The organism is Paenibacillus sanfengchensis (assembly GCF_036864765.1).
Lineage (GTDB): Bacteria > Bacillota > Bacilli > Paenibacillales > Paenibacillaceae > Fontibacillus > Fontibacillus sanfengchensis.
Window position 1 is genome coordinate 472,567 of record NZ_JBAGJC010000005.1, and the last position, 24,575, is coordinate 497,141.

A 24,575-nucleotide genomic window follows, 5' to 3' on the forward strand; every position below is an offset into this window, starting at 1 on the left:
AGCTGTACTTCGGTCTCTCAGAGGCAAGACTGTTCAATAATTCCATACTCCGGGCAAAGAATCGATTACCACGGTCTGAAGGTAAACCGGTAGATTTCGCTGTTCTCCATGGAGCTGCCCAGAACGAACAGGTCGTCTGCCTTCCAGCTTAACTTGATAAACTGGTCGATGTTCCGGTAAACGACCGTATCCGAAGCCAGACCTGTTTCTTGAAGATAGGCGACATGCACCTCGTTCGTTTGCTTATCTGTTCCAAGCAGGTAGGCGAGACGGAATTGCTCCTCATCGATCTGAACCCCCCAGATAAGGCCTTGTTTCAGGAGCTCATATACTCCCGATCCGGAATGGTAGCGATACAGCCCCTGCACGTGTGCCACCGTTCCCCGAACCAGCAGATCGCCGTTCTTCAACACCTGAAAGTCTAAAATTTCATCGGCCTTCGTCAATAGCGTTCCATCCGGATTTCCTTTTAATGAAAACCGGAAAATCCCCGAATGCTCGCCCAACTGAACAAGCATATAAGCCTGGTGATCGTCCGGGCCGGGCGAAATGTAGGATATCGGATAGACGTCTTTGGCTTTGATCCCGGCAGCCTTGGCGATCTCTTCCTGCAGCTGTTCGTAGGTGAACAACATTTCCTTCTTCCCTGTCTTCAGGTCAAATAATCGGTATGTCGAACCATCGAAGCCGATGTACATCTCGTCCCCTACGCGGTTCATTAAAAAGGCTTTGTCGGATAACAGCCGTTTCTTTTGCCCCGATACCGGATCGTAAGCATACGTCTCCTGCGTTTGATTCGAACGGTACCGCGAATAAATCAGCGTGCTGTTCCAAAAGGAAAACGTGTTATACAAAACACTGGAATCAATATCCTTCACCCGGTTGTCATCCAGGTGGAGCAGGGATAGCTTCATTCCCGTGTAGGAGGCGTCGGCCCGGTTCAGGACCAGTGTATTATGATTCAGAGCTTCAAAGTTATAGACGGCAAAATCATTCGGCAGCTTCGTCGCCGACTCGATCGAAAAGGCATCGCCCGGCTTGAGAGGCAGGCTGTTGTCGAACTGGCTGCCGGGCAGCTCGATCGTACGCGGCTGGATATAGATCAGATTGAACAGATTGTCCAAACTGTAAATTCCCCCGACTCCGGCCATCAGAATTCCGGCAAGGATCAGTTTGTTCCGGTAAGTTGCCCAAAATTTACGTCGTCCCATGTCTGTCCTCCGGCAACAGGATTTTGACGCGGGTCCCTTTCTTCAATTCGCTGTCCATCTCTACCCGGCCGCCATGGGATTCCACCGTTTGTTTGACAATGGACAAGCCCAAGCCGGCGCTGCCTTTTTCATTCCGATGTTTCTCACTCACCCGGTAGAACGGTTCAAATACAAGCTTCAGCGCTTCGGGCGAAATCCCCTCTCCCTGGTCGGTGATCAGCACCGCCACCATGGCATCCTCCCGAAAAGCTTCCACGGTAATGGAAGAGTTCACATAACCATACTTGATCGCATTATCCAACACGTTCAGGAACACCTCCTTTAGTTTGTGGCGGTCTCCCTGAACTTCAAGCCGCTCCTCCAGCTTATATTGAATATGAATATTGTATTTGCTCGCCTTAATGGACATATCTTCGCAGGCTTCCCACACGACCTTCGCGGCATCGATCACTTCGAACCGGTAAACCGGCAAAGGATTCGATGACACCGAGACCTCCAAGATGTCGGCAACCATCCCGTTCAAACGCCGGCTTTCTTTAATGATATAATCCAATCCCTTGTCAAAATACATCCTGTCGGTAAAACCGTTGTCCTTGAGTATTTGCGCGTAACCCAAAATGGTGGTCAATGGCGTCTTCAGTTCATGGGTCACATTGTCAAAGAAGGTCTTGCTGCGCGCCTGCACCTGTTTCACCTCATCCCGCTCGCGCTCGATGACGTCGATTTGTTCCCGAATCCGCCGAATCATCGCCGCGAAGCTGGTTGCCAGTTCACCGATCTCGTCCCGGGTCTTGATGCGGATATCCGCGACGAGGTTTCCTTGCGCCACCTCGGCGGAACGTCTCGTAAGCACGCGGATCGGATTCGTTATTTTTTTGGAAATCAGCACGGAGGCCAGGAACACAAACCCGAAGATCAGAGCGGCGAAATTTTTGATCGTCTCCTGGTACCGGACGTGACGTTCGTACAGATCGCTGTAATCCTTATCGAATTGAAGAATACCGACAACCGAATTGCGAGCCGTCAAAGGAAAGGTTAGCCTCGCGATCATCCGGTTGTTCTCCACGTAAGTCGTGTAAACTACCTTGCCTTCGCCATCCGTTTTCGTGACATCCGACCGGGGTTGCAACGGCACTTCACCCGACGCATCCCCTTTTTGTAAAGGGGTTCCGTCCGGGCGGAAAAGAGTCACCTTCCCGCCGACGGCACTGCCGATTTGGCCGGTAAGCTCGGCATTCTCCATCGCCAGCGTTTTCTCGCTCATCCGAAGATTATGGATCAGGAAATATTGGTTCACCGCGATATCGAGGTTCTTTTTGAAGTGACCCATATCCTCATCCACTTCCCCGTAAAGGCTATCCACCCCGACTTTGCCGGACAGCATAATGAGCACGGTAAACCCCAAAAAAACGAGACCCGAGAACAGCAGCACCAGCTTAAACTGGATCGTCCATTTCATGACTGCACCGGCGCGTTCAATTTGTAACCCACTCCGAAAACCGTCTCAATGATCGACATTTCCGAATCGTCCCGATCCAGTTTCTTCCGGATGCGCTGCACATGGATATCCACCGTACGCGTATCTCCCGCAAATTCAAATCCCCACACTTTGTCCAACAGTTCGGACCGGGTGAACACCTTATGTTGGTTTGTGGCAAGAAACAGCAGCAGATCGTATTCCTTATTCGTCAACCCCGCCCGCTCGCCGTCTTTTAAAACCTCCCGCTCATCCTTGCGGATTTCGATATGCCGGCCCAATCGGACGATATCGAACGCCTTTTTCTCCACCGTCTCGCTGATCAGATCAATTCGGCGAAAAATCGCGCGAATGCGCGCGACAACCTCCCGGATATCAAAAGGCTTGGTGATATAGTCGTCGGCTCCCAATTCCATCCCCAACACCTTGTCCAGCATATCGGATTTGGCCGTGATCATAATGACCGGAATTTTCCACTGTACGGACAGCCGTTTGCATATATCAAAGCCGCTTATGTCCGGGAGCATCAGGTCCAGCAGCACCAGATCCGGCCGCTCCCGTTCCATCCACTGCAATCCTTCCGACCCGCTTGCGGCCTGATGAATAATGAAACCTTCTTTGCTTAAGGAGTAAGACAAAATATCCCGAATGGAGTCCTCGTCCTCGATAATCAAAATCCTCTTCGACATCTTGATGCCATCCTCTTTTCCTTGTTCCTAAGACGTTGATATGCTTGACTCTCAGACTCCCCGTACTGACAGGGTTCTGTCCATATTTTGAATGCAAGAAGCCGGTTTGAACAGAAAAACAACTGAAATGTTACAAATCGGATACAAATATCCATGCTCTGGATACATAAGCCCATTATACTGTGTTACAGCCAAGTCATGTTTGAAGCTGAGTGCTGGAAATTTATGCTTAAAGGGGAATTCATGTTTATGCTGGACCAAAGACAGCTTAATGAAGCTTATATTCAATATAGAGCGGAACTAATGAGGTATTTATCCCGGATACTGCGTCATCAGCAGGATGTGGAGGACCTTGTGCAGGATTGCTTCATCCGTCTGATGAATGTGAAATCAGAACTTGAAGAATCCCGTATCCCTTACTATTTAAAAGTGATTGCCCGGAATCTGGCCATCGACGCGTTCAGAAAAAAGGTACGGACAGCGAAACGGGATAGCCGCCTTAACTCCCCCCGCTTCTATCAGGATACCTTGGAGTTGGAAATCGAGGAGGGAGTTCACGAGATGGTCTCACTGATCGGTAATCAACAACACCGCCGGATCGTGGAACTTCGCATCATTCATGGATACACAATAAAAGAAACGGCGCAGCTGATGAATTGCAGCGAAAGTATGATCAAATCTTCCGTCCATTCCGCAGTCAAGCGAATGAGATCCAAACATAAAGTAATCTCCTGAAAATAGCAATCATCTCAATGGCAGGAATTCACAATCGAAAAAAGCCGGCGTTCCGGCCGGCCTTCTCCTTCTTCTCCTCCTACCCCTCCCGCGCCTCCGGCACCGCATCGTTCGCGCATACCTCAAGCTTCATCGCCAGCGCGAGGATGCGGATCGCGTCGGCTTTGATGCGGCGGTAGGTGCGGTCGCTGATCCCCATTTCCCCGCAGCTGATAAAGTCGTACTCGCCCTCGTCATCCAGATAGCTGCGCTCGATCACTTCGCGCTGTATCTTTGTGAGACGCTCCATCGCCTGATCGAGCAGCTCCGACTTGTGGATCAACTCGGCCTCACGGTCCACATTCCGGATGGCCGTTCGCTCCGCCGGCTTGCTGATCACATGGGTGGCCCCGTGGAACCTCGGTTCGTAGTTGACCGTCATCCCCGCTTGCTGACGGACAAAACCGATTTGCCGGAACTGCCGCACCTCCTCCAGCCGCTTTTCGACTGCTGCCCGCGAAGCGGCATAATCAATGGACATGGTATCAAATACGGTTATAAACGGATGTGTACGTCTTCTTCCCACGGCAATCCCTCCCTGAACATATTCCCATCAACAACTTGCCAATTTGGTAACAACCATCCCACCATTGATTTTCTAAAAACCAGTTTTTCCTCCTAAACATTCTCAATAATCTATTGTAATTTGCCATTATGGTAACTTTAATCTTATTTTATATTACCAAAATGGTAATGTCAATTATTTCCCAAACTTATTTACAAACTCGATTTACCATTTTGGCAACTTCGTGTTATACTAAAGGAAACCATAAAAAACGGGGAGTTCCAATGCAGAGTCTTGGGGATCGGATCAAATTCCTTAGGGAGAAAAAGAATATGACGCAAAAAGATCTCGCATCCGCAGCGGGATTAACCGTCGTTCAACTGTCCCGGTACGAAACCGGCGACCGGAAGCCGGATCCCGAGGCGCTGCGCGGCATCGCGGACGCCTTGGACAGCAGCGCGGACTACCTGCTCGGCAGGACCGAGGTGCCTTCGGAGTCTTACGACAAGGGAGCGAGCATGTCTTTTTACGGCGGACCCGAAGCCTACACGTCGGACGAAATCGCGATGATGGAAGCCGCGCTCAAGGCCTACCGGGAACAGAAGAAAAAGCTGCTCGACGGCGGCAACGAAAATACAAAAAATTAAAGGAATTAATAGAGGCGCGTCGAATAAGTATCTTCAGACAAGTCTACAACCAGAATCAGGCCCTTCATGACTAAGGGCCCTTCTTTTCCGTTACATACCGAACATATATTCTCTTTTTGAGGTGATTTCATGTTATTCTCCTACTACAGGGAAACCGAGTTGGAGCAATGGATCAGCGGCAAATATTTGACTCATGGCATCATTAGTCCGGCGGAGCACGATATTGAACATATCGCGAACGCCTTCGATATCGATCTGGTTTATGAGGAGTGCCCGTCTTTTTCCGACAATGAAGAGCGGGTGATTTTCCTGAACAAGCATGCGGACGATGTGACCGCCCGGGTAATTTTTTTCCATGAATTATGCCATGTCCTCAGGCATGCCGGAGATCAGCGAATCATGCCCGCTATGTTCAAGAGCGCCCAGGAGACGGAAGCGGAACAGTTCGTACTCTATGCGGCCATTCCTTTCTATATGTTCGCCAAGCTGCCGGTGCCGGATCAGCGCTCCGAAGCGATCGCTTACCTGGCGGAAACATTCCGTGTACCCTGCGGGCTGGCGGAGCATCGTCTGGACCAAATCCAACGGCGGGTGCTCCACGGCAGCCTGATCGCCGCCGCCAAGGAAGCGGACCGCCAGAGGCAATCCGCCTCCCCATGGTCGGGGGAGACCAAACGGATCATGGCTCAGTTGGAGCGGCAGCTGAGCGGCAATTCCGGAGGAAATTAAGATGAAGCTCGCCCTCTATTGCGACTTTGTATCCGAGGAAATCCGGCCGCTGCAGCTGGTTATCAGGTTCGATCCGGGAGAGCCGAACTGGAGCGACATCTTGTATTTGCCGCTCCGGGGGCCTTTCGAGCCGTTTGAACCCGAAGGCTTCGAGGACCGGATCGTCGCCTCCGTTCTCCTGGAGGACCTCGTCCTGAAGCGCGACGACGAGGAAGAGCTCGGCATTCTGCTGCCGAATCTCGCCCGCCGCCACCCGGCGGCCGACATTACGGTGCTTGTTGTGCAGATTGCCGATGCGGAGGAGGTATTGGGGGTTAAGTGGGGAGACCGTCTACTTCGGTAGCGGTCGTATTCGTATTTTTCACCCTGTACCAAGTTTGTATTTGGCCATATGTTTATCCGCTATGGAGGGATTTAACCGATCCTCGGGAATATTTTCGTGGAGGATATGTTCCAATCCTGCTTGAATTACAAGTTCGCGCATGGCTGCAATTCGTTTCTTATTAAAGTCAATGAAACGAAAATCCAGTTCCCGCAAATGTTGCAAATGAAGTATCGGTTCGAAATCGCGGGCTTTGATCGCTGGAGAAATCTCGCACAATTTTAAGCTCTCCAAACGCTGCGCGGTTCGTAACAAATCGATGTTCTTTAATGATTTCATCCGATTAAGCTCCAACTGCTTAAGCTGCTTCATACTAGAAAAATCGCACAAAAACTCCACTTTGGGTAGCGATAAGTGAAGAAAATGAAGTTGGTGCAGCGATGCCAATGCGTCCAAACTAAGCAAATTGCGTATGGATGCCAGGCTAAGTATCTTGATATTTGAATCCGCCAATGTGCTCAATGGACTTTCCAAGCCGCAATCATGAATATAGAGGCAGTGAATCAGTGGCAGGCGGCTAACGAAACCTAGTTCATCTATAGTACAGCGCAAAATCAACGTATCCAGCCGAGAGCAATTTCCGACAGGACTTAAATCGGTAAATTGCCCATCTAGCGAAAGAAATTGCAGTTGCTTAAAGTCGGTCACAAAATCGAGGTTAATCGGTTTTTTACTAGCAATCGATAGGTAATTCAAATGACAAAGCTGACTTAACATACTCAAATCGCAGCTTTGATTTAAGTTTAACTTTAGGGCAAAAACATGTTTTAACTGGGCTACAGTTCTCAACAGCTCCGTTGTATAACGACTTTTCGTGTCCACGCAACTGATTGATAAAATCAAATCCTGACGTTTTGCAAATACATGTTGATCCAAATCCAATAAATCCTCAATTTTGTCGATATCAATGACATATGAAATGATGGCTCTTGGTTCTAACAACTTAATGGCCTTGTTCATTTTGTTTCTAGTCCATGGCGCACCGTTCATTGAAGCCGTCCACGTTTCTCCCAACTTTCCAACCCTCCCAATTCCAAAAGATGCAATTCTGCAGGCATTTCTAGAGATTTTAGAGAAACGAGCCGGTTTCGTCGAAAATTCCTGCAGAATTGCAGGCATTTTGAAATTTTTGTTCCAAACAAGAAAAAAACATGCAGATATGCAGGAATTCTCTGTTATCAAGGTTGTCTGAAGGGGCGCTAGTTTTTTTGGTAACGGAGTATATTTGCTTTGTCCGTTTCGAACATCATTTCGTTCTATGAAATCATTATAACTGGGATGCAATCGCAAAGGAAACGAAACCGAATCTTTGACCCCTATTCCATTGTCTAACTCAAATCGGCCGGGACATTTCACTTGCATATTCACGGCCAATCCCCGGCCTTCTTCCCCCAAGAGCAGGCCAGGTCGTCGTCGCCCCCGGCTGCTCCATCTTCCCCGGAGCAGACCGCCCAGGGAACCCGCTGCAGACGCAGCCGCTTGGCATCGCTTACGCCGAATTCGCCGTAATAAACGGTCGACTCATTGGCGGGATCGCCCCAGTTATGCCATCCTTGGGGATGAACATGCCCGCCCGTCCGGCAATTCACGAACACCGTCTTGGCATGCTTGCGCCAAGGCCGGCCCAGGTAGACCGAAGCCTCGGGGACCCCCGGGGCAGCGGTCAGCCAGCAATCCCGGAATACGAACCCGTGCCGCTGGCCCTCCGGGGTGGAAGCGGCGGTGATGTATCCGGGATGTCCCGCTTTCGCGTGCGGAAGGCTGCGAATCTCGCAGCCTTCAAAGAACGCGGCTGCCCCGCCGAAGATAAAATCGACCGTGCCTTCAATCAGGCACTGCCGGTACAACTGCCGGCATTCGGACCAGCGGTTCCGCAGCGGAATACCGCCAAACGGCTCGCCGTTTTTTTGCACGGGCGGCAGCGGTCCCGTACATAACGTATCCTGGTGCCCTTTAAAAGCGCAATTCCGAAACACGGTCTTGTCGCAGTGGGCATAGACGGCGAGCGCCTGACCCACGTCATCCCCCTGCCCCGCCGTATTGGACAAGGTCAAATTTTCAAGGATCAGCCCGGTCCCGCCCAGGAATAACGTCGGTGTGGCAAACGTGCCGATTTCGCGTCCGCATTCATCCAAGTCTTTGGCGCAGCGATCCATCGTAATTTCCACCGGGCCAATACCGGTAAGCCGGAGATGGGAGCGATAAATACGCACCGCCTCCCGGTAAACGCCGGACAAGATATAAATACGCACCGGCTCTGCTTCGGGGATGCATTCCGCGGCATCCACCGCCGCCTGAACCGTGGCAAAATCACAATAAGCTTCCGACCCCACCAGCCATTCGATCATCATTCGTCCCCCATCAGGTGCCGGAGCAAGAACGGCTGCCAGGCCGCCCGCATCTCCGCCGTCTCCATATGCCCGCCGCCCCCGATCAGTGGCTGCCAATGATCCGGCACGCCGGCGGCGGCATAAGCTTCGGCGAGACCCGCCACTAGCAGCTCCACGCCTTCGGGCGGGCACAGCCGGTCGTTCCGGCCGGTCAGGCTCATTCTGGGGCGGGGCACGATCAGCTTCTGAATGTCCAACGTGCTGAAATGCTTGAGCAGCCCCGGGACATAGGAGTAGAAGCCGTGGTGATCCAGGCCTCGCTTGGCGATGAGCGTCGCGGCCTCCACCTGGCCGCATATATCGATCGTCACCTTGATGCGCTCGTCAAGCGCCGCCAGCCACCAGGCCATCAACCCGCCCATGGACATTCCGATCGTGGCGATTCGGGTGCCATCGATATCGTCCCGGCCGATCATGTAATCGAGAAGGCGGCGGTTGTCGTACAGCATCATGCCCCACATGACCCGGCCGTGCCACAGCATCTCCTTGACGAGCTCGCTCTCGGTTTTGCCGGCGCGTTCGTTGAACGCCCACATATCGATGCAGCAAACCGCGCAGCCCATGGCGGTCAGCACCTTGGCAAACGAAGGCTCCTGCAGGTAAGTGCTGCTCTGGAGCAGTTCCCTGCGGCCATTCGCATAGTTGCCCCCGTGGGAATGATTGAAGATCACCAGCGGGAAGGGGCCGTCCCCCTCCCGCGGTTTAGCGACATACGCCGGGACAGGCTCGATCCCGTTCAGATCCAGCAGCAACGTCTCCAGAAAAAAAACGTCGCGCTCCTCCCGCTTCAACAGCCTGGCTTCTATCGGCCCGCCATCGGGAAGATCTCCGAGGAGGCCAAGCAGTTGTTCCCGCGCATGATCCGGTCCACGGTTCCGATCCATGTTATCCTTCCTCCCTTGCCGTTTTGCACCGGTCCGCCAGATTATTCGGCATCCTCGTTGTCAGGCTTGCCGTCTCTGCCCCGATACCGGAAGTAGGCGAAGTCGGCGAAACTGCCGCCGAACCGGTTCATATCGTGAGCCGCGATGCCGATAAAATTGCCGGTAAACCCGCCGGACAAGAACCCTATGTTCCGTGTCGTGCCCAAAGGGCGCCACGATTCCCCATCGTCCTCCCGATAGAAGAATCGGCCGTCTATTCCATTGACGTCCACGGCCAGTTGAACCGCCCCGGCCCCCCTAAGCTCAACGGCATCCGCATCAAGCACGAATTCATCCTTTTCGCAGCGCATCAGCCGCAGCACCTTGCCCAGGCCCTCTTCATAACTGACGCAAGCGTACCAATAGTTATCCTCGTTCAAGTAAAGCATCAGCCCGGCCATTTGCAAATAAGAAGCGGGACTCGATTCCACCTGCGTTTCCGCACGGAACGATTTGTCTGTCTGACGAATCGCCAGAATATGGTGGCGGAACAAGCTTTGGACGGACTCGCCCGCATGAATTCGCAAATAGCCCCTACGCGCGGCCAGCGAACACCAGCTTTCGTCCGCCGAAATCCGCAGCGTGTTCCAGTTTTTCTTCAGCCCGGGTCCCGAGAAATCATCTTCAAAATCCGTTGACATCTCTGTCGGCGTAACGCCTCCGGGCAGCGGCACCTTAAGCTGCGGAACATTCCCGTCCGCCCCCAGACGAAGCCAACCTTGCTCATCCCAAACCACCCGCTGCAGGGCGGTTTCTCTCCCCAAAATGGCATATTGCCCGTCAACCGGACGCGTACATAAATGCGCCATGTACCATTCGCCGCCGGGCGTCTGAACCAGACTGCCGTGACCCGCGCACTGCAACGCCAGTTCCGGATCATTCCGCGAGGTCAGCATCGGATTCAGCGGATCGACCTCGTAAGGGCCAAGCAGTTCCTTCGAGCGGGCTACCGTAACGGCATGCCCGGAGCCGGTTCCCCCTTCGGCCGTGATGAGATAATAGTAGCCGTTTTGCTTATAAATGTGCGGGGCCTCCGTTTTTTTCAACGGCGTGCAATCGAACAACTTCTTCGGGTCGCCTACCAGTTGACCCAAACGGGGGTCATATTCCTGGATGACGATCCCGCTCGATTTGTTGCTTTCGGTAATGCGGTAATCCCACAGGCAATTCAGCAGCCATTTGCGGCCATCGTCATCGTGGAACAGGGACGGATCAAAGCCGCTGCTGTTGAGGTAGACCGGCTCGGACCACGGACCGTGAATCGACGGAGCCGTAATTAGATAATTGTGGCAGTCCTTAAAAGGACGCTTCGTGCTTTTCACATCGGTATACAACAGATAAAACAATCCGTCATGATAGCTCAGTTGGGGCGCCCAAATGCTGCAATTTTTCGGATTCCCCCTCAAATCCACCTGATGGGTCAAAATATCCGTGCAATGCTCCCAATCGGCCAGATTGGACGATTCGTATACCCGGACGCCGGGGAGCCATTCAAACGTGGAAACGGCAATGTAATACACGTTCCCCACTCGCAAAATACAAGGATCCGGATTAAACCCCGGCAGGATGGGGTTATGTACATAACCCGCCATTTTTTCTTCCGCAGTCATCGACGCGTTCTCCTCCTAAACTCCCGCATTCCGTTGTTCGGGCGCGACCGTCACCTGTTCCAACAGCTTTTCGGGACGCTTCGTATTTCTGGACTCACAATGTTCGACCGTCACCTGCTCCCCATTTTCCACATAAAAAGCGGGTCCCTCATGGTTCTCAATCGTGACGTGATGAAACCGCACCTGCCTGACATTTCCGAGGAAAAAGCCCCTGCCTGTCATCTCGCCAATACCCGCCATCATGGCTGGGACTCCGGGAACGGCATCCTCCGCCATGGAGATATCGATATGATCAAACGTAATCTCGGAAATGTATTGTTCGGCCAAACCGTACAAAAAACCGGCGGCCGCCTGCACCCGGCGGGCGGTAATGTTGGCGAAGTGAATGCGCCGGAAACACGGCGTTTCTTCCGTGACGGGGTATGGATTTTTGTCCCATACGTACTTGTCTTTACCGCGCGGCCCGCAAAAATAGTACAGGTTCAGGATGAACGGACAGATCACGTTATCCATAACGATATTGCTGATGCGGATATCCTCCACGACCCCTCCGCGCCCGCGCCGCGATTTCAGACGAATCCCGCGGTCGGTATGCTGGAATACGCATCCGGTGATCGTGACATTGCGAATGCCGCCGCTCATCTCGCTGCCCAGCACAACGCCTCCGTGTCCGTGAACCATCGTACAATTCGTGATCGTAATATTCTCGCAAGGAATCCGCTCCACGGTATCCTCAGTACCGGCTTTGATCGCGATGCAATCGTCCCCGACATCGATGTGGCAATTGCTGATCCGCACATTCCGGCACGATTCCGGATTGATGCCGTCCGTGTTCGGCGAATCGGCGGGATTCAGAATCGACAAATTATCGATCGTGACATCGGAGCAGAGAATCGGATTCACCGTCCAACTCGGGGAATTGACCAGGTTCAAATCCCGCAGCGTCACCCTGCGGCAGCCGTGAAAACTGATCAGCTTCGGCCGCGGGAATTCCAGCTCCTCCGGCGCGGTCCGTTTCTTGTCCCACCACGGCTGGCCGTTACCTTCAAGCATGCCTCCGCCCGTGATCGCGATGTTCTCCAGACCCTGCCCAAAGATGCAGGAGGCGTGAACCTCCCGCAACACGCCCTCCCATCTGGAGTTCACGACCGGATAATGGGCCGGGTCCGTACTGAAGGACAGCATGGCACCCGGGCTCAGCCGCAGCTCGACATGGCTTTTCATCAAAATTGCACCGGTTAGAAACGTACCGGATGGAACGAAGACCGTCCCGCCCCCCGCCGCATTCGCGGCATCGATGGCGGATTGAATCGCCGCGGTCGCCAAGGTGACTCCGTCCCCGGCCGCGCCATAATCGATAATGCTGTATATTTGCATCTGTTCTCCTCCTGTTCGCGAACTTCTCACAACCCACGAAGTCCTTCATACTCTGCACTAGCCTGCAAAAAGGCGCCGACTCCCTTAAGATCGTTCGTAATGATCGGTTCGCTGATATAATACGCAAAGGTTCCGTCCCGGCGGTCATCTCCGCCCAAACCGGCTACCTGGCAGTTTTTGTTCAAATTGACCCAGCCTTCCTTCGTTTCCGTCACAAATTCCGCGATCAGTCCCCGGTAAGCCGTATCCAACGTTTCCTGCCACGATGGTTCCGCCAGTAATCCAAGGCGAATTCCCTTGGCTATGGCCAGCGTAATCATGCTGGTGGCCGATGCTTCCAAATAATTGCCTTTGCGGTCGCCCAGATTCACCACCTGGTACCAGACTCCGCTATTCTCGTCACGGTAACGGTTCAAGGCCGTCAGAACCTCGCGGAAAATCCGGACGAGTTCACCGTAATCGGCGTGGCTCTTCGGCAGCATTTCCAGCACATCCGCCAACGCCATCACATACCACCCCAGGGACCGGCCCCAGAAATTCGGGGACAACCCGGTGGCGGGATCGCACCAAGGCTGAACTCTTTTTTCATCCCATGCATGATACAACAGTCCCGTCTCGGGATCTTTCGTATGCTTCTCACAAATGACAAACTGTCTGGTCACATCATCCAGCCCGTTTCCGTCCTCAAAGGTAAGCAAGTATTCCAAATAAAACGGCGCTCCCATATAAAGACCGTCCAGCCAAATTTGATAAGGATAGATTTGCTTGTGCCAAAACGCCCCTTCCGATGTGCGCGGATGCGTGGCCAACTGCGATCTCAGCAGGGCAGCCGCCTGACGGTATTTCTCCAGCCCCGTTTCCCGGTACAGCAAAAACAGCAGCTTCCCGTTGTTGATATGATCGATGTTGTATTCATCGGGCCGGTACCCCCGTACGCTTCCGTCTTCCCCGACAAAGTAATCCATATTATCCCTGATATACTGAAAATACGCTTCGTCCCCCGTCATCTTCCACAGCAGCGCAAAGCCCCTTAGCACCACGCCGTAGTCGTAAGACCATTTGCCGCGGTATCCGTTTTCGTACAGTTTCGGCGTCCGTTCCATCACGGACCTAGCGGTCTTCATAGCCCATTTCATCAGTTCCAAACATCCTCCCCGGTTAAAAAATGACGGTCCCTGCCACAAATTCATGGTAAGGACCCGTTTATATGGTGTTGCCTTAAAAATCAGGATTTCGCTTCTTTGTAAGCGGCTTCGTATTCGCTGATAATCTTGTCACCGCCGGACTTTCTCCACTTTTCTACCTCTGCCTTGAAGCCAGCCATATCCAAGGAGCCGAGAATGTACTTATAAGTGGCGTCCGTAATGATCTTTTGCAGCTCCGAACCCATCGTCGTATAGGTTTCCGATTCCAGCGAGTATACCGGATTCAGAACCGCATACTTCTCGTTCTCCAAAATAAGTTTGCTGGCTTCGACTTTCAACGGATCCTTATCGTGAATTTTGTATCCGGGCTCCTTCGGACGGGAAGAGGCGAACGGCTGCACTTCCTGTTTCCACAAATCATTATCCAGGATTGTTACCGCCATATCCGCATCTACTGTGTAGTGGACGCCTTCGATGCCATAAGTCATCAAAGCGAAAATTTCTTCATCCATCAGATCATTCACGAATTTCAAAATTCGTTTCAGCTCGGCTTCGTCTTTCACTTCCGATTTAGGGAAGGCCAGCAGACCGCCGATCCCGTTGTTTCCTGCCCAAATCGCCCGGTCGCTTTCATTGCCGGTAGAGGTAATATTGTTGACGAGAACCAGTTCCATGCCGTCCTGAACGCCTTTACTCAAATTCAGCAGATTTTTACCGTCGAACAAAGCACCCACATAGATGCCTGCCTTGCCTTGAGCGAACGCCTCCTGCTGGTCCGTCTTGGCCGTCACGGCAAAATCTTTGTTAATGTATCCGTTGTCATATAAGGTTTTCATAAAATCCATCGTCTTGGCATACCCTTCGGTTTCGAACTCCGGTGTCAGTTTGCCGCTTTCGTCCACCTTCCAGTTGTTAGGGGTTCCGAAATAGGAACCGAGGGTTTTGAAGGCACCATAGATCAAATCGTTGCGGTCTGCGAACCCGACGGTGTCCTTGACTCCGTTACCGTCGGGGTCCTGCTCGGTAAAGGCTTTGGCTACAGCCATCAATTCATCGGTCGTTTTCGGCACCGACAGCCCCAGCTTATCCAGCCAGTCTTTCCGGATAATGACGCCGTTGCGAGCCATATCCTTCTGGAACGGCACGCCGTAAAGCTTGCCGGCAATCGAAGCCGACCGCCGTTTGTCTTCGGAAATCGTCGCCAAATTCGGGAATTCATCCAGATAAGGCTCCACTTCCCAAAACATGCCCGATTTGAGCGCGTTCCGAACAGACGAGTTATCCAGAATCGTCAGGGTAACGATATCGGCCAACGAGTTGGACGCGAGCGCGGTATTGATCCGCTCCTCTTTGGACGCATCCGGAATCCAGGAAAACTTGATTTTCGCATTTGTCTTCTCTTCAATCATGGATTGAACTTTGCCGGTAGGAGTGGAAGTGGTGTGCAGCATATTTATCCAGGTGATATTGGCCGTGCTGTCCATTGCCGCCTTCCCGTCTCCCGCGCCGGTCTTTGCCTCTCCGCCGTCCCCTCCGCTGCCTTTTCCGCCGCAAGCGGACAACAGAAGAACACTGGAGAATAACAATACAGCCAACTGCTTCATTCTCAACTTCATTTTGTCTACCCCTTTTTAAAAGAAATTTATTTGGATGTACATTTAGTACACGCCATCTTCTCCAAACTTCTTGGCCAGCTTGTTGGACAGCATAACCAAGGTCAGACCCACCAGGCCCTTAAACAGCCCTACCGTTGTACTGAAGCTTAATTGCCCGTTCTTCAGGCCGGCCGTATAAATGTAGGTGTCGAAAATTTCCGCAACTTCCCGGTTCAAGGAATTCAGCAGCAGGTACATATGCTCGAAACCGAGATCCAGTGTGCTGCCGATCTTGAGAATTAACAGGGTAACGATAACGGGACGGATCGCCGGCAGCGTAATATGCCACGTTTTTCTCCAGCGCCCCGCTCCGTCCATTTCGGCCGCTTCGTACAACTGCGTATCCACGACGGTGATGGCGGCCAGATAAATGATCGTCGACCACCCGAGCTCCTTCCAGATGATTTGTCCGATGTACACGGTACGCAACCATTCCGGAGCGGTCAGGAAGCTGATCTTGCTGAAACCGAGCGAGGCCAGGAGTTCATTGAGCACGCCGCCATCCACATTCAGAAACACATACGTAATCGAAACGATAATGACCCAGGACATAAAGTGCGGAATATAAATGATGGTTTGAACTGCGCTTTTGAACCATTTTTTTCGCACTTCGTTCAGCATCAGCGCCAAAATGATCGGCAGCGGGAAGAAAAATACAATGTTCATCGCAAACAGGATCAGCGTATTGCTTAAGAGCATAAAAAATGTGGGCTCCGTAAACAGACGCTCGAAATGCTTGAGGCCTACCCAAGGGCTCCCCATAATCCCCTGGTAAGGCTGATAATCCTGAAAGGCGATCACCAATCCCCCCATGGGCAGGTACTTAAATACAATGAAGTACAGGAGCCCGGGAAAAATCATGAGGTATAGCAGTTTGTTCCGCTTTAAACTGTTGAGAAACAATGGGGAAGCCTTTCGTTTGAGCTTGGGCTCGAATTTCGCCTTCATCGGTGCGACACTTGATGATTTCACTAGTGCAACCTCCTTGGAACTTCCTTTTTACGTTTTCTAGCGTAATGGAAGAAAAGCGTTCCGTATATAATCATTAGATGTTAGCGGTTACAATTCGGCATGCCAGCGGGCTTTTTCCGCTCTTTCCCCTAAGTTGGTGATTACCTGCTAAGCTGTTGAGTATCGGCTTAATTTCACTCCCCGGCATCGCCCGGCAAAGACCTAAAATGGTGATTATATACGTAATCCTCCTATCCGTTGTAAGGTGAAATTGTCAATCGACGAAGAGGAGGATACACAAGTGGCTCAAACCCAAACATTAGGAACGAACAAACGAAAAAAACAGTCCATCGGCGATCGCATTTTTACGATTGTCAACGGCGCCCTGCTGGCTCTCATCGCTCTGGTTTGCCTTCTGCCCTTTGTAAATGTCATCGCCAGTTCGTTTGCTTCCACTCAGGAACTGGTGGCAAAGAAATTCATCTTGTTTCCGACCACGTTTTCCCTTGATGCTTACAAGTACATTATGTCAACGCCGACGATATTTAGGGGATTAGGCGTCTCGATCGGGGTGACCCTGGTCGGAACCCTCTTGAGCATGGCCCTTACCGCCTTAATGGCGTACGGCTTGTCCCGCAGATATCTGTACGGCCGAAATTCCATCAATTTTCTCGTTGTTTTTTCCATGCTGTTCAGCGGCGGAATGATTCCGACCTTTCTGGTTGTCAAAAGCGTTCACCTCATCGATTCTTACTGGTCTATGATTATTCCTACCGCCATCAATGCATTCAATCTGATTATCATGCGCAACTTCTTTCAGTCGCTGCCGGAGTCCCTGGAGGAATCGGCCAAGATCGACGGATGCACCGATTTCGGCGTCTTCTTCAAAATTATGCTCCCCTTGTCGCTGCCGTCGATCGCCACGATCTCGCTCTTTTACGGGGTAGCCTACTGGAATACTTATATGAACGCCATTTTGTATATCAACGACTCCCTTAAATGGCCGATTCAAGTCCTGCTGCGCCAAATCGTCATCGTCTCCAGCGGTATGCAGGGAGATAACAGCTCCGTGGATATCATTCCGCCCGCTCAGACGATCAAGATGGCGGTTATCGTCATAGCTACCGTGCCGATGCTGATCGCCTATCCTTTCGTCCAGCGCCATTTCGTCAAAGGGGCCATGCTCGGTTCGGTTAAGGGCTAGGAGAAACAGCTGACAAACCCTCAAAAAAGAAGCCTTTCTCTTAGCGGAAAGGCTCCTTTTTTAAACGGCTTAAACGGCCTGCCTTGCTTTTCTGTACTCTCCCGGGGTGACATGTTCCTTTTTCCGGAACGAGCGAATAAAGTTTTGCGGCTTATGATACTGCAGCCGCTCGGCGATCTCCTTAATGGTCATGTCCGTTTCGGTCAACCATTTCTTGGCCATATCCAGACGGTAGCTCATCAAGTATTCGGTGAAGGTCGTGCCGTACTCTTTTTTGAAAATGCTGCTCAAGTAGTTGGGATTATAATGCAGGCGTTCGGCGATCATATCGAGCGACAGCTCCTGGTCATACTCGGCTCTGACGATGGCCGCGATCTCTTCCGACAAACAGCGGAACTGCTGATTCGTTTTGTGCTTCATGCTTCGGACCATCGGGAAAATGACTTCCTCAACCAGCATCCGTTCGATTTCCTCCGGATTGCGGGTATCGAGAAGGACATGATACAGCGCATAATTGTTCTGCGTCAGCAGCACCTCAATGCCGAGCACCTGCTCCAGTTGGATCAGGTTATTGACAAACCGGACCAGGGCTACCTCGAAATTCATCGAGTATTTGTTCTTCTTCATCATCTCGGCCAAAAGCAGGTACAAGGTTTGGCTGACCTGCTCCTCATCCCCCAGGCGGATCGCGTCGAACAGTTTGGACTCCAGCTCCACGGGATAATGAAGCAGCACCGGGCCGGAAACCACGTTGGAGATGTCCGCATAGAAGATGATGGACTCTTTTCCCAGATTCAGCCGGTGATGAAGCGCCAGCTTGCTCATCTCGCAGGCCTCCTTGCTCTCCAGCAAGCTGCCGTACGATTTGCTGATGCCGATGCTGACGGAAATCTTCAAATATTCGCGCACGCTCTTCATCAGGCTGGTAGCGAGCTCCAGCGTCTCCTTGCGGATCTCCTGCTCGCTGATGCTGTTGTCGAACAGCAGGATGGTGGCCTGCGTCTTATCGTTTAAAATAATCGGCAGCATGCGGTGCTCAGGCGGAATTTGCTCTTCCGCCAGCTTGTTGATCGCCAGCAGGAGCACGTCCTTATCGGAAGCTTCGCGCTCACCCAGGCTGTCGAGTTGGATCAGCAGCGTCACATATTGGATTTCATCCGTTTGCCGGTATCCGAGGCGCGGCAGCTTCCACGCCAGTTCCTCCGGGGTGACCCTGTTTCGGAACAAATTGAGGATCAGCTGCGTTTCCAGCTGCGGTTTTTCCGCCTCCATCAGGTTTTTCAGGCTTTCTTTTTCCGTAATGATCGTGTCGATGGAGTGAAGAATCCACTCCACTTCATTCCTGGAGGCGGCGGGCCCGTCATCGGGCAGGCTGCGCTTGATGCGCTGAATCGGTCTCGTAAAGTAAACGGAGAAGATGTAAGCCACAATCACGATCAGCAGCGTCAGGACAGCCCCCATCGTGATAAGCCCGAACAGCGTCAGCTTGAGGGCATCGGCGATTTCCGAACGATCGAGCAGTGTGAGATAGATCCAATTGTTGTACTCCGACTTGGCGTAAATGACCTTCATGGGCGTGGCCGAATGACCGGCTCTGTCCAGCGTCAGCATTCCCGTCGGCTCCGCCCCTTCCATCCTGCGGGCAACGTCTTTGAGGTCTTCGGTTTTGAGGAAATTCTGCTCCGGGTTGGTCTGATACATCAGATCCCCCTGCCGGTTCAGAATAAACACGTCGCTGTGATCCTCCGTCCGGATCGTTTGGTCCAGGGAGTTTAGCGAAATGTCCGACAGGGCGATCGCCTGCTTTTTCTTGGAGAAGACCGGCAGTGTGTTGACAAAGCGGATGCCTATATCCGTCTTGATCCAGAACAGGCTTTGATCCTTATCTTCAATATACGCCCGAACCAGAGCCTCGTGCTCCCCGGCACTCAGTTTTGACAGCTTGCCGTTCGAAATCTGCCAGTCCCGCTCCAGGCTGATCAGCGAATACTCCGTCCCTTCCATGCCCATGGTGGCAATGTAATTCAGCTGTGAGTTGACGTTCCGGTAAGCGATGAAATCCTGTTCCGTTATCGGATGCGTTACGGTGTCGCTGAACGAAGTGGTCGTACTGTAGGTATCGAAGGCGTATTCGATGGATTGGATCTTGTTCTCCAGATTATTTTTCGTCTGGGTGATGAAATTTTGCTTGCTGTCGGCGATCCGTTCATGAACGGAGTTCACGGTGTTGATATAGATGTAACTTCCAAAACTGGCTACAAGGCCAACTCCAAGCACGAGAATGGGGATGAAGATTTTGTAAAACATACTCCCTTTGTTCATTGGCGCTGCTCCTTTGACCGTATGGTATCAGTTATTATAGCGCTTACATTCGTTCACTGACAATGATAATTTTAACGTGTGCATAATATATTTCTCTTGATTTTAACAGGATATAAAAATTATAATGAAAACGTGAAACTAACACTAATCCGAAAACAGAGGGTCCAATGGTCACGATTAAAGACATTGCAAAAGTCGCCGGGGTTTCCCATACGACGGTCTCCCGGGCGCTCAACGGAAATCCGCTCATCAAGAAGGAAACGCGGGACAGGATCGAGCGGATCGCCTCGGAACTGAATTACGTCCCCAACTTCAACGCCAAAAGTCTCGTCATGAAGAAATCGTATACGATTGGGCTATTTTTTTCCAGTATTGACCAGGGGACATCGGCCAGTTTTTTGGTCGACGTGATTAAAGGCATCCATCATATTCTGGATGAGAACTACAGCCTGACTGTCCACGGGATCGATAACATCCGGCATCTGGACGGCATCTCCGCCCGGCGGTTCGACGGTATTCTTGTCATGAGCCAAAGCGACGCGGATAACGATTTTATATATCATATCAAGAATGCCGGGATTCCGCTCGTCGTTCTGAACCGTCATCTGGACGATCCGGGGATCATGAACGTCGTGGCCAATGACCGGGACGGTGTGCGGGAGGCGATCGACTACGCCATCGCCCGGGGACACCGCCGCCTGGCCATGATTGAAGGCAGGGCCGGATTCAAGTCGACCTCGGAACGGAAGCAGGGCTTCCTCGACAGCCTGCTGGCTCACGGGCTCTCCCCCCGTGCCGATTATTTCGTCGGCGGCGATTACAGCATCGAAAGCGGCTGCCTGCGGATGACGGAGCTGCTGAACCTTCCGGAGCCCCCTACGTGCGTGTTTTGCGCCAACGACGACATGGCTGTCGGGGCCATGAACGCCTGCTTCGCCGCCGAGATCCAAATTCCGCGGCAGATGTCGCTCATCGGTTTTGACGATATCGTGTTCGCCAAGTATACCAACCCCGCGTTGACAACGGTCCGCAGACCGATCGTCGATATCAGCGAGCTGGGCACGAAGAAGCTGATCGAGCTGATGCAGCATCCGCAAACGACGGCTCCCGAACAGGTTCTCGTAAAAACCGCGTTAATGGTCCGCCACTCGGTGGCGCAAATACAAATACCATAGGTTTAGAGAAAGAGGTTTTCCTCTTTTTTTAAATAAAAATGTTCACGTGTGCATCATTCATTCTATTATGAAAAGGAGCGAAACATGACTCATGACACAACGACTTTCCCGAGCCGCCTATCCTGATTTGCCCAGTTACCCCGAAAAGATGATCCAGTTCGGCGAAGGCAACTTCATGCGCGCCTTTGTGGATTGGCAACTGCAGCAGATGAACAAGCAAGGACTGTTCCAGGGCAGCGCGGTGCTGATTCAGCCGCTGGAGAACGGCCTGGGCGGCCTGCTGGCCGAACAGGACTATCTCTACACCGTGCTCTTGAACGGCATCCATGAACGCCAAACGGTCAATGACCGCGAAATCGTAACCAGTGTCAGCCGGCTGATCAATCCCTACACGGATTACGAAGCTTTTCTGGCCCTGGCCGAAGACGATCAGCTGGAATTTATCACCTCGAACACGACGGAAGCCGGCATCGCTTACCGCCCTGAAGATACCTTGGATGGCGGGCCGCAGATCAGTTTTCCGGGCAAATTGACAGCGCTTTTATACAAGAGGTTCCAACTTGGAAAAAAAGGCTTCGTGCTCATCCCGTGCGAACTGATTGACCGAAACGGCGAAAAGCTGAAGGAGATCGTGCTCAAGTATGCGGAGGACTGGGGACTAGGCGGGGACTTCGTCCGTTGGCTGGAGCGGGAGAATACGTTCTGCTGCAGTCTGGTCGACCGGATCGTGCCCGGCTATCCGCGCGACAAGGCGGCGGAGCTGGAACGGGAGCTCGGGTATCGCGACAGTCTCATGGTAACCGCGGAGCCGTTCTTGTTCTGGGTCATCGAAGGGCCGGCCTGGCTCAGCGAGCGCCTCCCGCTTGCCGCCGCCGGCTTGAACGTCGTCGTCACGGAGGATATGACGCCTTACCGTGAGCGCAAGGTTCATCTGCTTAACGGGCCGCACACCGCGATGGTCTCCCTGGGGCTGCTCGCCGGGCTTGAAACTGTCGAAGATGTGATGAACGACGAAGTCTTCTCGGCATTCGTCGACCGCCTGCTCCAGGACGAACTGATCCCGATGCTGGATCTGCCGCGGCCGGAGCTGGAATCCTACGCCGAATCGGTGTTGGAACGGTTCAAAAATCCGTTTATCCGCCATGAGCTGACATCCATTTATCTGAACAGCATCTCCAAGTTCAAGACGCGGCTTCTGCCGGTGCTCCTCCGCTATGTCCGGGAACGCGGAGAACTGCCGCCGCTCATGACACTGGCTTTTGCCGCCCTGCTTCTGGGGTATCGGGCCGATCGTTTGAAGCCGCAGGACAGCCCGGAAGTGTTGACCGTATTCCGGGAAGCGTGGAGCCGGCCGGATGAGTTTATTACCGCTATTCTCCGCAAACCGGAGTTGTGGGGCGAAGATCTCACCTCTGTGCCCGGGCTTGAGGCGAAGCTGGCTTCCATGCTGAAGCTGCTCGAGGCTTCGGGAAGCCGCGCGCCCCTGCAGCAAACGTTAGGAGGCGAAATCGTATGCAGCGATTGATGAAGATGGATGTCATGAAAATGAACGCCCGGGACACGGTCGCGGTCGCGCTGCGCCCGATCGAAGCCGGGGAGCAAATCACTGTGGAAGACCGCGTATACACGGCCAAACAGCCCGTTCCGCAAGGCCATAAAATCGCGCTAACCGGATTCCGGGAAGGTGAGGTCGTCACCAAGTACGGCTACCCCATCGGGCAGGCGACGGCCGTGATCGAGGAAGGCGAATGGGTGCACACCCATAACCTGAAGACCAATCTGGCCGGAGAAGAGACCTACACGTACGAGCCGGACCTCCATCCCGTCGTTTATCCCCGCCGCCAGTTGATCTTCCAAGGCTACCGGCGCAAGAGCGGCAAGGTCGGCATCCGCAACGACCTGTTTATCGTGCCGACGGTCGGCTGCGTGAACGGGGTCGCCGAAATGATGATCGCCGAGTTTAAGGCGAAGCATCCCGACCTCGGAAGCTTCGACAACGTCACGGTGCTGAAGCACCCGTACGGCTGCTCGCAGCTCGGCGACGACCACCGGATGACCCGCAGCATTCTGCTGGATGCCGTCACCCACCCCAATGCCGGCGGGGTGCTCGTCTTCGGCCTCGGCTGCGAGAACAACATCGTCGCCGAGTTTCGCAGCCTGCTGGGCGACTACGACGACAGCCGGATCAAATTCCTCGTCGCCCAGGAGGTCGGCAACGAGGTCGAAGCGGGACTGGCGCTGCTGGAGGAGATTTTTGAAGCCGCCCGCGAAGACCGGCGCGAGCCCGTGCCGATCAGCGAGCTGAACGTCGGGCTGAAATGCGGCGGGTCGGACGGGTTCTCGGGGATCACCGCCAATCCGCTTCTGGGCGCCTTCTCCGACTTCCTCATCGCCCAGGGCGGAACGACCGTGTTAACGGAAGTGCCGGAGATGTTCGGCGCCGAGAAAATGCTGATGGCCCGCGCGGAGAACCGGGAAGTCTTCGAGCAAATCGTCGCCCTGATCAACGATTTCAAACAGTACTTCCTGTCCTACGGCGAGCCGGTCTACGAGAATCCGTCCCCGGGAAACAAGGCGGGCGGCATCAGCACCCTGGAGGACAAATCGCTCGGCTGCACCCAAAAAGCGGGCACCGCCCCGGTCGTCGATGTGCTGCAATACGGCGAGAAGCTGCGTAAGAAGGGCCTGAGCCTGCTGCAGGCACCGGGCAACGACCTGGTCGCCTCCTCCGCACTCGCCGCGGCCGATTGCCAGCTCGTTCTGTTCACCACGGGGCGCGGCACCCCGTTCGGCAGCTTCGTCCCGACCGTCAAAATCGCCACCAACAACGGGCTGTACAACAACAAAAAGCACTGGATGGACTTCAACGCCGGACCGCTGCTGGAAACCCCGATGAGCGAAGTGTTGGAAGAGTTTATCGAGTACATTATCGCCGTAGCCAGCGGGCAAAAGACACGGAACGAGCAAAACGACGTGCGGGAGTTGGCGATTTTTAAGACGGGAGTTACGTTGTAGAGATAAAGCGCGGGTACCGGAACCCGTTTACGGGCTTAACCGCCTATTAACGGGAAAATCCCCCTTTATTTTACCGCCCTTGGCCCTGGACCCGGTTTAGCTGGAAAAGTTCCATCTATAATTAGCAACCAATTGCCGATCTACGCCGTTTCTGGCAAATTAGCGGGAAGTTTTCCGGCTATTTGCTTCAGCAGTTGCCTGGTGCCCCATCAGACAAGACCACCTTGATAACATTGAATTCCTGCATATCTGCATGTTTTTTTCTTGTACGGAATAACAATTTCAAAATGCCTGCAAATCTGCAGGAATTTTCGACGAAACCGGCTCGTTTCTCTAAAATCGCTAGAAATGCCTGCAGATTTGCATCTTTTTTCGCATCCCCTCGGGAATTGAC

General features: G+C 53.0%; 21 protein-coding genes. 8 read left to right on the forward strand and 13 right to left on the reverse strand.

The features are described from left to right. Window positions 1-65: 65 nt before the first annotated feature. The 3 genes from V4U84_RS14070 to V4U84_RS14080 are packed head-to-tail and all read right to left on the reverse strand — an operon-like array spanning window position 66 to window position 3,377. Window positions 66-1,211, reverse strand: coding sequence for a hypothetical protein (locus V4U84_RS14070; protein ID WP_334077371.1), 1,146 nt, complete (start codon window positions 1,209-1,211; stop codon window positions 66-68). Further along, complete coding sequence (locus V4U84_RS14075; protein WP_334077372.1) at window positions 1,198-2,670, reverse strand: sensor histidine kinase; 1,473 nt, start codon at window positions 2,668-2,670, stop codon at window positions 1,198-1,200. The genes V4U84_RS14070 and V4U84_RS14075 overlap by 14 nt, the downstream gene beginning before the upstream one ends. Further along, entirely contained in the window at window positions 2,667-3,377 is a 711-nt protein-coding gene (locus V4U84_RS14080; protein ID WP_334077373.1) for a response regulator transcription factor, read from the reverse strand. Before V4U84_RS14080 ends, V4U84_RS14075 begins: the two co-directional genes overlap by 4 nt. 249 nt (window positions 3,378-3,626) lie before the next feature. On the opposite strand from V4U84_RS14080, the gene V4U84_RS14085 reads away from it, so the two are divergent. After that, window positions 3,627-4,112, forward strand: a complete 486-nt coding sequence (locus V4U84_RS14085) for an RNA polymerase sigma factor (RefSeq protein WP_334077374.1) — start codon at window positions 3,627-3,629, stop codon at window positions 4,110-4,112. A 79-nt stretch (window positions 4,113-4,191) separates the two neighbouring features. Here the strand turns inward: V4U84_RS14085 and V4U84_RS14090 are convergent, their stop codons facing one another. Beyond that, window positions 4,192-4,677 carry an ArpU family phage packaging/lysis transcriptional regulator gene (locus V4U84_RS14090; RefSeq protein WP_334077375.1) on the reverse strand — a complete coding sequence of 162 codons (486 nt, stop codon included), beginning with the start codon at window positions 4,675-4,677 and terminating at the stop codon, window positions 4,192-4,194. 263 nt (window positions 4,678-4,940) lie between these two features. Here V4U84_RS14090 and V4U84_RS14095 point away from each other — a divergent pair, with 263 nt between their 5' ends. The 3 genes from V4U84_RS14095 (at window position 4,941) to V4U84_RS14105 (ending at window position 6,375) form a co-directional block, all read left to right on the forward strand. Beyond that, window positions 4,941-5,303, forward strand: coding sequence for a helix-turn-helix domain-containing protein (locus V4U84_RS14095; RefSeq protein WP_334075209.1), 363 nt, complete (start codon window positions 4,941-4,943; stop codon window positions 5,301-5,303). 129 nt (window positions 5,304-5,432) lie between these two features. Continuing rightward, window positions 5,433-6,032, forward strand: coding sequence for an ImmA/IrrE family metallo-endopeptidase (locus V4U84_RS14100; protein ID WP_334077376.1), 600 nt, complete (start codon window positions 5,433-5,435; stop codon window positions 6,030-6,032). 1 nt (window position 6,033) lies between these two features. After that, window positions 6,034-6,375 (forward strand): hypothetical protein, encoded by a 342-nt coding sequence (locus V4U84_RS14105; RefSeq protein ID WP_334075207.1) that lies wholly within the window; start codon window positions 6,034-6,036, stop codon window positions 6,373-6,375. Between the two features lie 18 nt (window positions 6,376-6,393). On the opposite strand, the gene V4U84_RS14110 is transcribed toward V4U84_RS14105, so the two are convergent. From V4U84_RS14110 to V4U84_RS14145, 8 genes are all read right to left on the reverse strand, one after another. Then, complete coding sequence (locus tag V4U84_RS14110) at window positions 6,394-7,428, reverse strand: leucine-rich repeat domain-containing protein (protein ID WP_334077377.1); 1,035 nt, start codon at window positions 7,426-7,428, stop codon at window positions 6,394-6,396. Window positions 7,429-7,778: 350 nt separating this feature from the next. Continuing rightward, window positions 7,779-8,762, reverse strand: coding sequence for a pectinesterase family protein (locus V4U84_RS14115; protein WP_334077378.1), 984 nt, complete (start codon window positions 8,760-8,762; stop codon window positions 7,779-7,781). Continuing rightward, window positions 8,762-9,688, reverse strand: a complete 927-nt coding sequence (locus tag V4U84_RS14120; protein WP_334077379.1) for a dienelactone hydrolase family protein — start codon at window positions 9,686-9,688, stop codon at window positions 8,762-8,764. Before V4U84_RS14120 ends, V4U84_RS14115 begins: the two co-directional genes overlap by 1 nt. Window positions 9,689-9,729: 41 nt before the next feature. Further along, on the reverse strand, window positions 9,730-11,337 hold the full coding sequence (locus tag V4U84_RS14125) for a glycoside hydrolase family 43 protein (RefSeq protein ID WP_334077380.1): 1,608 nt from the start codon (window positions 11,335-11,337) through the stop codon (window positions 9,730-9,732). A gap of 15 nt (window positions 11,338-11,352) precedes the next feature. Continuing rightward, window positions 11,353-12,714, reverse strand: a complete 1,362-nt coding sequence (locus V4U84_RS14130) for a glycoside hydrolase family 28 protein (protein WP_334077381.1) — start codon at window positions 12,712-12,714, stop codon at window positions 11,353-11,355. A gap of 26 nt (window positions 12,715-12,740) precedes the next feature. Beyond that, the gene (locus tag V4U84_RS14135) at window positions 12,741-13,850 is read right to left on the reverse strand and encodes a glycoside hydrolase family 88/105 protein (RefSeq protein WP_334077382.1); all 1,110 of its coding nucleotides are present in this window, start codon (window positions 13,848-13,850) and stop codon (window positions 12,741-12,743) included. Between the two features lie 89 nt (window positions 13,851-13,939). Next, window positions 13,940-15,475, reverse strand: coding sequence for an extracellular solute-binding protein (locus V4U84_RS14140; RefSeq protein ID WP_334077383.1), 1,536 nt, complete (start codon window positions 15,473-15,475; stop codon window positions 13,940-13,942). 42 nt (window positions 15,476-15,517) lie between these two features. After that, window positions 15,518-16,462: an ABC transporter permease gene (locus V4U84_RS14145; RefSeq protein ID WP_334077424.1), complete on the reverse strand. Its 945-nt coding sequence runs from the start codon at window positions 16,460-16,462 to the stop codon at window positions 15,518-15,520. A 304-nt stretch (window positions 16,463-16,766) separates the two neighbouring features. On the opposite strand from V4U84_RS14145, the gene V4U84_RS14150 reads away from it, so the two are divergent. Next, window positions 16,767-17,669: a carbohydrate ABC transporter permease gene (locus tag V4U84_RS14150; protein ID WP_334075200.1), complete on the forward strand. Its 903-nt coding sequence runs from the start codon at window positions 16,767-16,769 to the stop codon at window positions 17,667-17,669. Between the two features lie 69 nt (window positions 17,670-17,738). Here the strand turns inward: V4U84_RS14150 and V4U84_RS14155 are convergent, their stop codons facing one another. After that, on the reverse strand, window positions 17,739-19,991 hold the full coding sequence (locus tag V4U84_RS14155; RefSeq protein WP_334077384.1) for a helix-turn-helix domain-containing protein: 2,253 nt from the start codon (window positions 19,989-19,991) through the stop codon (window positions 17,739-17,741). A gap of 167 nt (window positions 19,992-20,158) precedes the next feature. Between V4U84_RS14155 and V4U84_RS14160 the strand changes: the two genes are divergently transcribed. The 3 genes from V4U84_RS14160 to V4U84_RS14170 all read left to right on the forward strand — a co-directional run bounded on the left by V4U84_RS14160 (window position 20,159) and on the right by V4U84_RS14170 (window position 24,181). After that, window positions 20,159-21,166 carry a LacI family DNA-binding transcriptional regulator gene (locus V4U84_RS14160; RefSeq protein ID WP_334075198.1) on the forward strand — a complete coding sequence of 336 codons (1,008 nt, stop codon included), beginning with the start codon at window positions 20,159-20,161 and terminating at the stop codon, window positions 21,164-21,166. 91 nt (window positions 21,167-21,257) lie between these two features. Next, window positions 21,258-22,691 carry a tagaturonate reductase gene (locus V4U84_RS14165; RefSeq protein ID WP_334077385.1) on the forward strand — a complete coding sequence of 478 codons (1,434 nt, stop codon included), beginning with the start codon at window positions 21,258-21,260 and terminating at the stop codon, window positions 22,689-22,691. Further along, on the forward strand, window positions 22,679-24,181 hold the full coding sequence (locus V4U84_RS14170; RefSeq protein WP_334077386.1) for a UxaA family hydrolase: 1,503 nt from the start codon (window positions 22,679-22,681) through the stop codon (window positions 24,179-24,181). The genes V4U84_RS14165 and V4U84_RS14170 overlap by 13 nt, the downstream gene beginning before the upstream one ends. The last annotated feature ends 394 nt before the right edge of the window (window positions 24,182-24,575 follow it).